Genomic DNA, 8868 nt, shown 5'->3' on the forward strand with positions numbered 1-8868 from the left:
GGCTCCCCCCCCCCACAACCCCCCGATCCGCCCCCCCCCACCGTCTTTCCCCCCCCCCCCGCTCGTACGTCTGGCGCTGAGCTGTCGAGAGTGTGGATCAGGCGTTCTCGTGGCCCGCGTCGTGCTCGGCGATCTGCTTCTTGATCTCGTCCATGTCGAGCTCGCGGACGGCGGTGAGGATCTCCTCGAGGTTCTTGGCGGGGACGGCGCCCGGCTTGTTGTAGACGAGCACGCCGTCGCGGAAGGCCATGAGGGTGGGGATCGAGGTGATCTGGAGCTGGGCGGCGAGCTCCTGGTTCGCGTCGGTGTCGACCTTGGCGAAGGTGACGTCCGGGTTCGCCTCGGAGACCTTCTCGTAGACCGGGCCGAACTGCTTGCAGGGCCCGCACCAGTCGGCCCAGAAGTCGACGAGCGTGATGCCGTCGCCGGTGACCGTGCTCTGGAAGTCGTCCTGCGTGATCTGCGTGGTCGCCATATGGCGCTCCCTTCGTCCGTGGGCGTGCTCCGCGCGGGGCGGAGCACGTCTTCCACCTCGTCCAACCGAGGAGACCCCCGGGTCATTCCCCGGCGGTCGCGGGTAGTTTGCCCTCATGACCGCTACCCCCGACGCCGACATCCGCGCCGACGCCGACGTCCGCGAGGCCGTCCACGCCATCTGCGCCGAGGCCAAGGAGGCCGGGCGCGCGCTCGCGACCGCGACCCGCGCCACCAAGGACGCCGCCCTGGCCGCGATGGCCGACGCCCTCGTGGCCGGCTCCCCCCGCATCGTCGCCGCCAACGCCGAGGACCTCGAGCGCGGCCGCACCACCGGCATGAGCCCGGGCCTCCTCGACCGCCTCGCCCTCGACGACGCGCGCATCGCCGCGATCGCCGACGCCCTGCGCGAGCTCGCCGCCCTGCCCGACCCGGTCGGCGAGGTCGTCCGCGGCTCCACGCTGCCCAACGGGCTGCGGCTGCGCCAGGTGCGGGTGCCGATGGGCGTCGTCGGCATGATCTACGAGGCGCGCCCCAACGTGACCGTCGACGCCGCGGGCCTCGCCGTGAAGTCCGGCAACGCCGTCGTCCTGCGCGGCGGCTCGGCCGCAGTGAGCTCGAACGAGGTGATCGTCGAGATCCTCGGCGAGGCACTGGCCTCCGTCGGCCTGCCCGCCGCGGCCGTCCGCTCGGTCGACGCCCACGGCCGCGCCGGCGCCGTCGAGCTCATGCGCGCCCGCGGCCTCGTCGACGTCCTCGTCCCACGCGGGGGAGCGGGCCTCATCCAGACGGTCGTCGCCGAGGCGTCGGTCCCCGTCATCGAGACCGGCGTCGGCAACGTCCACGTGTACGTCGACTCGAGCGCCGACCTCGCCCAGGCCGTCCCGATCATCCTCAACTCCAAGACCCAGCGCGTGGGAGTGTGCAATGCGGCGGAGTCCCTCCTCGTCCACCGCGACGTCGCCGACGAGCTGCTGCCCGCCCTCTACGCGGCCCTCGCCGAGAAGGACGTGACGATCCACGCCGACGACGACGCCTCCCGCGCGGCCGCCGCCTGCGGGATAGCGCACGTGCCCGCCACCGAGGAGGACTGGGGGACCGAGTACCTCTCGGCGGACCTCGCCGTGCGCGTCGTCGACTCCCTCGACGAGGCGCTCGACCACATCCGCCGCTGGTCCACCGGCCACACCGAGGTCATCCTCACGCGCGACACCACCTCGGCCCACCGGTTCACCACCGAGCTCGACGCGGCCGCGCTCATCGTCAACGCCTCCTCCCGTTTCACGGACGGTGGCGAGTTCGGGCTCGGCGCGGAGATCGGCATCTCCACGCAGAAGCTGCACGCTCGCGGGCCGATGGGCCTGGGCGAGCTGACGACGACCACGTGGATCGTCGAGGGCCAGGGTCAGATCCGGGAGTAGCTCGTCGTCGGCCCTGGGCGAATCCGACGGCCGGAGGCGCCGAGTTCCCCGTACCCTGGGGACACGCCCCACCCGCCCGCAACGTGCAGGAGCCGCCATGCCCGAGGTCGTCGAGGTCCTCCTGTGGATCACCGGCATCGGCGTGGCCACGACCGTGGTCGGCGTGGGCAGCGTCTGGTACGGCGTCCGCCGCCTCACGCGCAGCAAGGGCGTGCGCCGCCGTATCGAGCAGGGCGAGCTCAACGTCCGCGCACTCTCCTCGGACCCGACCGTGCGCGAGGTGGCCAAGCATCGGCTCGCCATGCGCCGCTCGACCGACGCGACCGAGCGCGCGCTGGCCGCCGCGAAGGAGGCCGGCCGGCCCGTCGGTGACCTCCCGCAGGTGGCGGCCGACCTCGACCGGGCCTACCGGGAGATCGACGACGACCTGCGCGTCGTCGAGAACGAGCCCGACGCCGCCATGCGGCACCGCCTGCTCACCGACCTGCTGCCGGACATCCGCACGCACGAGCGGCTCTCCGGCGACCTGCGACGCTCGCTCCTGCACTCGCGCTCGTCGTCGACCCCCGCGCTGCAGCGCGCGGCGGACGACCTCATGCTCGAGGCACAGGCGCTCGGCGCGCTCGGCGAGGGCGAGGACCGGGGGATCGAGCGCCGGTCCGACCGCGTGCGCGAGTCCGACCGCGTGCGCGAGTCCGACCGCGTGCGCCGGTCGCGCCGCCGGGCCGAGGACGACTGATGGGCGTCGGCCGCCGGATCTTCGGCATCGGCCGGGCCGAGGGGAACGACCGTCGTCGTCGGCGTCGTGAGGCGAAGAACCCGCCGCCGGACCCGGCGACCGAGATCGCGGAGGCCGTCCGCCGCCAGCGGGCCGCCGTCGACGACGCCCGCCGGAGCGTCGGCGAGCTGACCGTCCAGCGGCGCCGCACCGAGCTCCTCCACGAGCGCGCCGCCCTCGAGGTCGAGGGGCACGAGCGTGCGGCGGCGATCGCCGTGGACCAGGGCGACGACGCCGCTGCGCGGGCCGCGCTCGGCCGCGCCCTCGAAGCGAGCCCCGCGCGGGACCGGCTGGCCGACCAGGTCGCCGAGCTGCGGAACAAGGAGGAGGACCTGCGCGCCGGTTTGGCCCGGCTCGAGGCCCGCGTCCAGGAGGTCGAGTCGCGTCGCCGCGCGCTCGTGGCCGACCGGGAGGCGGCCCGCGCGTCGGCCACCATCGCGCAGGCGATGCGTGCCGACGTGCCCGGGTCGACGGCGGAGGCCGTCCGCTCGGCCGAGCGCGAGGTCGCCGAGCTCGAGACACGTCAGGCCGCCTACGAGGAGCTGGCGTGGACCGACTCCGGCTCGCACCAGGTCCGCGACGAGTTCGCCCGCCTGAGCCGCGAGGCCGAGATCGAGTCCGAGCTGCGGCGGCTGCGCGGGGGAGAGCCGGGCCAGATCGGTGACGGCCGGCGCTGAGTCGCGCGGCGCTCCGCTCGTGCGACACTGGCCCCCGAACTCGACCGAAGGAGACCACCGATGGCCAGCTCGCTGGTGAACATGTCCGCCCACACCGCGGCGGAGCCGATGGCGACGGAGCTCAACGCCTACGTCGGCGGCGCGATCATGCTCGCGATCCTGCTCATGCTCCTGCTGCTCACCTGGGCGTTCCGATCCGTCAGGACGCGCCACTGACGTGAACGCCCGCTCCCACCGGGGACGCCGACGCCGCGTCGGCCTCATGGGCGGAACGTTCGACCCGATCCACCACGGCCACCTCGTCGCCGCGTCGGAGGTCCAGCACCTCCTCGGCCTGGACGAGGTGCTCTTCGTGCCCACCGGCGTCCAGCCGTTCAAGAAGGACCGCAAGGTCACCGAGGCCGAGCACCGCTACCTCATGACCAACATCGCGACGGCGTCGAACCCGCGCTTCACGGTCTCGCGCGTGGACATCGACCGCGGCGGTGACACGTACACGATCGACACGCTGCGCGACATCCAGGCGCAGATGCCCGACGCCGAGCTGTTCTTCATCACCGGCGCCGACGCCCTGTCCCAGATCCTCGCCTGGAAGGACGCCGACGAGCTGTGGGACCTCGCCACGTTCGTCGGTGTCACCCGGCCCGGCCACGACCTCGTGGCCGAGGGCCTGCCCGAGGACCGGGTCAAGCTTCAGGAGGTTCCCGCCATGGCCATCAGCTCCACCGACTGCCGGCTGCGCGTGCAGGAGGGCAAGCCCGTCTGGTACCTCGTGCCGGACGGCGTGGTGCAGTACATCGCCAAGCATCGCCTGTACATCGACCCGGCGACGGTGGCGTGATGGGCGAGCAGCCGGTGACCCGCCGGTCGCTGCGCGAGCAGGCGGCCCGTGACGCCGCCCGGATGGCCGACGACGCGCGCCGCGACGTCGCCGCCGAGCGTGGCGGCAGCCCGGAGGACCGCGCGCGGGCCGCGTTGGAGGGCGCTGCGCCGCCCGCCCCCTCGGCGGGCGACGTGCGGCGGGCCGACGGCCCGCCCGCGGCAGGGGAGTCGATCGGCGCGGGCGAGCCAACCGGCGCACGCAAGCCGTCCGGCGCAGGGGAGCCGTCCGGGGAGGCCGCGCACCTCGAGGACACCCGTGCGCACGAGGCCACCTGGGAGCCCGGGCAGGGCTCGGCGGCCGTGGCCGGTCCGGCCGCAGGGTCGCAGGTGAGCGAGGTCCGGCCGGCCGACAGCTCGAGCGCGACCGACCTTCCCGCGACGTCGGGACCCGAGGGCACCTCCGTGCGCCCCTTCGCCGCCGTGCCCCCCGCACCCCCGGGCCCGACCGACGACCACCGCGCGCCGTCCGGGACGACGAGCGACGGCGCCGCACCCCCACCGCCCGCACCCGAGGACGAGGAGGCCGCGACGGCGGTACGTCCGGCGGCGGCCGGGGGCGGCACGCGTGACGCGGAGTCGGACGAGCCCGCGCGGGACGTGGCGAACGACGACCAGCACGACGACGAAGGGACCCCGGTGGCCACGACGACCCAGCGCGGACGTGCGGCCGGCACCGGCCCCCGCAACGCGAAGGCACCCTCGGGCCCGGCGGGCCGGAAGCCCGGCAAGCGCCCCACCCGGCCGGTCCGGTGGTGGCGCGGGCTGGCCATCTTCGTGCTGCTCGCGGCGATCTTCTTCGGAGTCGGCGCCGCGGTCGGGCTCTACCTCTTCGGCCGCTGATCGCCAGCCCGTAGGATCGGGGCCACCTGTTCCCGAACCGAGGAGTTCCGTGGCCGCCGACGAGCGATCCCGCCATCTGGCGAACGTGGCGGCGCGTGCCGCCGCAGCGAAGAAGGCGGAGGAGATCATCGCGCTCGACGTCTCCGAGCGCCTCGTCCTCACCGACGTCTTCCTCGTCGCGTCCGGCTCGAACGAGCGCCAGGTGCGCGCGATCGTCGACGCGATCGAGGAGGCCCTGGCCGCCGAGGGGGCGAAGCCGGTGCGGACCGAGGGCCTGACCGAGTCGCGCTGGGTGCTCGTCGACTACAACGACGTCATCGTGCACGTCCAGCACGCGGAGGATCGGCAGTTCTACGCGCTCGAGCGGCTGTGGGGCGACTGCCCGGTCGTCGCCGTCGACGTCGAGGACGTCGTCGTGGACGAGTCGGTGCCCGGCACCGAGGACGAGGCCCCGTACCGGGCGACCGGGCTGCAGGCCGACCTGTGACGGCGCGCGCCCTCGTCCTCCTGCGGCACGGGCAGACCGACTACAACCACGCGATGCGGATGCAGGGCCAGATCGACATCCCGCTCAACGACACCGGCCGCGAGCAGGCCGAGCGGGCGTCGGAGGTCCTCGGCGGCACCGACCTCACGCGGCTCATCAGCTCCGACCTCTCCCGGGCGCACGAGACGGCGCGGATCCTCGGGCGCGTGGCCGAGCTCGAGGTCACCACCGACGAGCGGTTCCGCGAGCGCGGCTTCGGCCTGTGGGAGGGGCACACGCACGCCGAGCTCGCGGAGGGCTGGCCCGAGGAGTTCGCCGTGTGGCGTTCGGGCCGGGACCCGGACGGCATCGGGGTCGAGTCGCGGGCAGCGGCGGGGGAGCGGGTCGGCCGTGCGCTGCTCGACATCGCCGAGGCGGCCGACGACGAGGAGATCGTCGCCGTCGTCGGGCACGGTGCCGCGATCACCCTCGGCATCGCCTACGTCCTCGGGATGGGTGCGCACTCGCACTGGCTCGGCGGGATGGGAAACTGCCACTGGTCGGTGCTCGCGCAGAACCCCGGGCGCGAGCCCGCGTGGCGCCTCGGCGTGCACAACATCGGGGTCGACCTCGTGCCCCGGCCCCACCGCACGATCCTCGACCGGGCCGCCGAGTCGACGGACCACGGCGACCAGCAGGTCACCGGCGCATCGGGGCGGCCCACGCAGGCCGACCAGACCGGGGTCCCCGAGCGCTGAGCCTCAGCCGGCGGTGCGTGCCCCGTCGATGACCCAGAGCTGGCCCGACACGTGCGAGGCCTCCTCGCTCGCGAGGAACGCCGCGACGTTCGCCATCTCGGACGCCTCGCCGACCCGCCTCTGCGGGACCTGGGCCGCGAGCGTCGCGTTGAGCTCGTCACCCAGCCCGTCCAGCCACGGGGTGCGCGTGACGCCCGGGCCGATCGCGTTGACGCGGATGTTCTTGTCCGCGTACTCGAGCGCGGCGGTCTTCGTCATCATGACGATCGCGCCCTTGGACGTGATGTAGGCGGCGGCCGACGGGGTGGCGAGGACGCCGCCGATCGAGGCCGTGTTGACGATCGAGCCGCCGCCGCGCTCGAGCATGAGGCGCAGGCCTACCTGCTGGACCCGGAAGAACTGCCGGACGTTGATGCGCAGGACGCGGTCGAAGTCCTCCATCGGGTACTCGTGCGTGAGCAGCGCGGGCCCGTTGACGCCGACGTTGTTGGCCAGGACGTCGATGCCGCCGTGCGTCTCGCGCAGGTAGGTCTCCAGTGCGTCGATCGCGGCGTCGTCGTCGACGTCGAGCTGGTAGGGGACCGCGAGGTCGCCGAGGCGCTCCGCGACCTCCTCCTGGCGCCCGCTGACGTCCGCCACGACGACGGTGGCCCCCTCCGCGACGAACTTCGTGGCGATCGCCTCGCCGATGCCGGAACCCGCGCCCGTGACGAGTGCCGTCCTGCCCTCGAGCCTGCCGTTCATGCCCTCTCTCCTCTCGTCGACCCCCAACGGGAACCGTAGGACGCGCACGAGGCCGTCTCCTGGGCCGTCGGTCCCGGTCGGCGGGCGGAGTTCCGGCGGCCGGGCGGTGGCTGAGCGTGCTGGGAATCACGCGGGCGAGGGGCCGCTGAGATTGGCATGGTGAAGCGGAGGTGACGTAGAGTCGTCCTCGCCCTTCGGGGCAGCGGGGCTATGGCGCAGTTGGTAGCGCGCTTCCATGGCATGGAAGAGGTCCGGGGTTCGAATCCCCGTAGCTCCACCATGATGCTCTTACTCGAACCCTCGACAAGAGCAATGAATTGATCGGACAGTACGTCCAGGGAGAGCCCGCCGGTTTCGGCGGGCTCTTTCGTTTGCCCCGTTTTGTCGGCGGCGACGGTGTGCTGTGCGTGACGTGCCTCGTGGACGAGTGCTCGGCTGTCTGGTCCGTAGATGATGTCGAACGGCGTTGCGGAGGTCGCTTCGAGCTGATGATGTCCATCGTCGTCGGTCGTGACGAGGAGCTTGTCGAAGAGAAGCTGATTGAACATGCGACGGATGTGGGGTGGGTCTGCTGCACGGGTAGGTGACACCTGATCTGTGGTGCCGGAAGGTGCTGCTGGAAGGATGTCGATCGTGCCCAGACCTCATCCGAAGGAGTTCCGCGACGATGTCGTGGCCGTGGCCCGCCGCGGGGACGCTCCGATCAAGGACATCGCCAAAGACTTCGGGATCAGCGAGTCCTGTCTGCGTAACTGGTTGCAGGCCTCTGACGTCGAGGACGGCAATCGCCCCGGTGTGACTCGGAGCGAGTCGGCCGAGCTGCGCGAAGCGAAGAAACGTGTCCGCCTGCTCGAACAAGAGAACGAGGTTCTGCGCCGTGCGGCGGCCTACCTCTCGCAGGCGAACCTGCCGGGAAAATGATGTACCCGCTCGTGAGAGAGCTCGCCAGCGACGGGATCCCTGTCGCGGTGACGTGCCGGGTCCTCAGGCTCGCCCGCCAGCCCTACTACCGGTGGCTCGCAGACCCCGTCAGCGACCGCGATCTCGAGCAGGCCTACCTGGCGAACGCCCTGTTCGACGCTCATCGCGACGACCCCGAGTTCGGGTATCGCCTGCTGGCAGACGAGGCCCGTGAAGCGGGCCACGTCGCGTGTGATCGCACGATCTGGCGGACATGCCGGGACAACCGGTGGTGGAGCGTGTTCGGCAAGAAACGAGGCAAGAACGGGAAACGGCCCGGCCCGCCGGCCCACGACGATCTCGTCGAACGGGACTTCACCGCGGCCGCTCCCAACGAGCTGTGGCTGACCGATATCACCGAGCACCCCACCGGCGAGGGCAAGATCTATCTCTGCGCGGTCAAGGACGTCTACTCGGGACGGATCGTGGGGTACTCGATCAGCGACCGCATGAAGGCCCGTCTCGCGGTTGACGCCCTGTCCTCTGCGGTCGCCCGACGCGGCGGTGACATGGCTGGGTGCGTCGTGCACTCGGACAGAGGCTCTCAATTCCGGTCCAGGCGCTTCCTGGCCGCCCTGCGCCGCCACGACCTCGTGGGCTCGATGGGGCAAGTCGCCTCCGCGGGAGACAACGCCGCGATGGAGTCCTTCTTCTCGCTCCTGCAGAAGAACGTCCTCGACCGTCGCCGCTGGGCCACCAGGGCCGAACTGCGGATCGCGATCGTGACCTGGATCGAACGGACCTACCACCGCCGCCGGCGCCAGGACCGACTCGGTCGTCTGACCCCCATCGAGTACGAGACCATCATGACCACTCAGATCGCACTCGCGGCCTGAGAACACCTGTCACCTACTCGTGCAGCAGACCC

12 protein-coding genes and 1 tRNA gene are annotated in these 8868 nt (G+C 72.3%); 11 read left to right on the forward strand and 2 right to left on the reverse strand.

Features of this window, described 5'->3' with window-relative positions:
- Positions 1 to 97: 97 nt before the first annotated feature.
- Positions 98 to 475 (reverse strand): thioredoxin, encoded by a 378-nt coding sequence (gene trxA / locus ACZLMO_RS13245; RefSeq protein WP_425712869.1) that lies wholly within the window; start codon positions 473 to 475, stop codon positions 98 to 100.
- A 115-nt stretch (positions 476 to 590) separates the two neighbouring features.
- Between trxA and ACZLMO_RS13250 the strand changes: the two genes are divergently transcribed.
- From ACZLMO_RS13250 to ACZLMO_RS13285, 8 genes are all read left to right on the forward strand, one after another.
- On the forward strand, positions 591 to 1895 hold the full coding sequence (locus tag ACZLMO_RS13250) for a glutamate-5-semialdehyde dehydrogenase (RefSeq protein ID WP_463654027.1): 1305 nt from the start codon (positions 591 to 593) through the stop codon (positions 1893 to 1895).
- A 97-nt stretch (positions 1896 to 1992) separates the two neighbouring features.
- Positions 1993 to 2634 carry a hypothetical protein gene (locus tag ACZLMO_RS13255; RefSeq protein ID WP_463654028.1) on the forward strand — a complete coding sequence of 214 codons (642 nt, stop codon included), beginning with the start codon at positions 1993 to 1995 and terminating at the stop codon, positions 2632 to 2634.
- Positions 2634 to 3350 carry a PspA/IM30 family protein gene (locus ACZLMO_RS13260; RefSeq protein WP_463654029.1) on the forward strand — a complete coding sequence of 239 codons (717 nt, stop codon included), beginning with the start codon at positions 2634 to 2636 and terminating at the stop codon, positions 3348 to 3350. The genes ACZLMO_RS13255 and ACZLMO_RS13260 overlap by 1 nt, the downstream gene beginning before the upstream one ends.
- A gap of 60 nt (positions 3351 to 3410) precedes the next feature.
- Positions 3411 to 3566: a hypothetical protein gene (locus ACZLMO_RS13265; RefSeq protein ID WP_425712873.1), complete on the forward strand. Its 156-nt coding sequence runs from the start codon at positions 3411 to 3413 to the stop codon at positions 3564 to 3566.
- A gap of 1 nt (position 3567) precedes the next feature.
- Entirely contained in the window at positions 3568 to 4191 is a 624-nt protein-coding gene (gene nadD / locus ACZLMO_RS13270) for a nicotinate-nucleotide adenylyltransferase (protein WP_463654030.1), read from the forward strand.
- Complete coding sequence (locus tag ACZLMO_RS13275) at positions 4191 to 5072, forward strand: hypothetical protein (protein WP_463654031.1); 882 nt, start codon at positions 4191 to 4193, stop codon at positions 5070 to 5072. The genes nadD and ACZLMO_RS13275 overlap by 1 nt, the downstream gene beginning before the upstream one ends.
- 49 nt (positions 5073 to 5121) lie before the next feature.
- Positions 5122 to 5559, forward strand: coding sequence for a ribosome silencing factor (rsfS, locus tag ACZLMO_RS13280; RefSeq protein ID WP_425712876.1), 438 nt, complete (start codon positions 5122 to 5124; stop codon positions 5557 to 5559).
- Entirely contained in the window at positions 5556 to 6296 is a 741-nt protein-coding gene (locus ACZLMO_RS13285) for a histidine phosphatase family protein (protein ID WP_463654032.1), read from the forward strand. Before rsfS ends, ACZLMO_RS13285 begins: the two co-directional genes overlap by 4 nt.
- A gap of 3 nt (positions 6297 to 6299) precedes the next feature.
- On the opposite strand, the gene ACZLMO_RS13290 is transcribed toward ACZLMO_RS13285, so the two are convergent.
- Positions 6300 to 7040, reverse strand: coding sequence for an SDR family NAD(P)-dependent oxidoreductase (locus tag ACZLMO_RS13290; RefSeq protein WP_463654033.1), 741 nt, complete (start codon positions 7038 to 7040; stop codon positions 6300 to 6302).
- Between the two features lie 204 nt (positions 7041 to 7244).
- On the opposite strand from ACZLMO_RS13290, the gene ACZLMO_RS13295 reads away from it, so the two are divergent.
- From ACZLMO_RS13295 to ACZLMO_RS13305, 3 genes are all read left to right on the forward strand, one after another.
- A tRNA-Ala gene (locus tag ACZLMO_RS13295) sits at positions 7245 to 7320 on the forward strand.
- Between the two features lie 37 nt (positions 7321 to 7357).
- Complete coding sequence (locus ACZLMO_RS13300) at positions 7358 to 7627, forward strand: hypothetical protein (RefSeq protein ID WP_463654034.1); 270 nt, start codon at positions 7358 to 7360, stop codon at positions 7625 to 7627.
- Positions 7628 to 7673: 46 nt separating this feature from the next.
- A protein-coding gene (locus tag ACZLMO_RS13305) for an IS3 family transposase (protein WP_463653749.1) occupies positions 7674 to 8836 on the forward strand; the annotation gives its coding sequence in 2 pieces (ribosomal slippage) (positions 7674 to 7952 and positions 7955 to 8836; 1161 coding nt in all).
- The last annotated feature ends 32 nt before the right edge of the window (positions 8837 to 8868 follow it).

The organism is Georgenia sp. G2120 (assembly GCF_055326485.1).

Excerpts from the sequence above, each read along its gene's own strand:
- trxA (WP_425712869.1), bottom strand. The coding sequence starts at position 475 with ATGGCGACCACGCAGATCACGCAGGACGACTTCCAGAGCACGGTCACC.
- ACZLMO_RS13250 (WP_463654027.1), top strand. The coding sequence starts at position 591 with ATGACCGCTACCCCCGACGCCGACATCCGCGCCGACGCCGACGTCCGC.
- ACZLMO_RS13255 (WP_463654028.1), top strand. The coding sequence starts at position 1,993 with ATGCCCGAGGTCGTCGAGGTCCTCCTGTGGATCACCGGCATCGGCGTG.
- ACZLMO_RS13260 (WP_463654029.1), top strand. The coding sequence starts at position 2,634 with ATGGGCGTCGGCCGCCGGATCTTCGGCATCGGCCGGGCCGAGGGGAAC.
- ACZLMO_RS13265 (WP_425712873.1), top strand. The coding sequence starts at position 3,411 with ATGGCCAGCTCGCTGGTGAACATGTCCGCCCACACCGCGGCGGAGCCG.
- ACZLMO_RS13275 (WP_463654031.1), top strand. The coding sequence starts at position 4,191 with ATGGGCGAGCAGCCGGTGACCCGCCGGTCGCTGCGCGAGCAGGCGGCC.
- ACZLMO_RS13290 (WP_463654033.1), bottom strand. The coding sequence starts at position 7,040 with ATGAACGGCAGGCTCGAGGGCAGGACGGCACTCGTCACGGGCGCGGGT.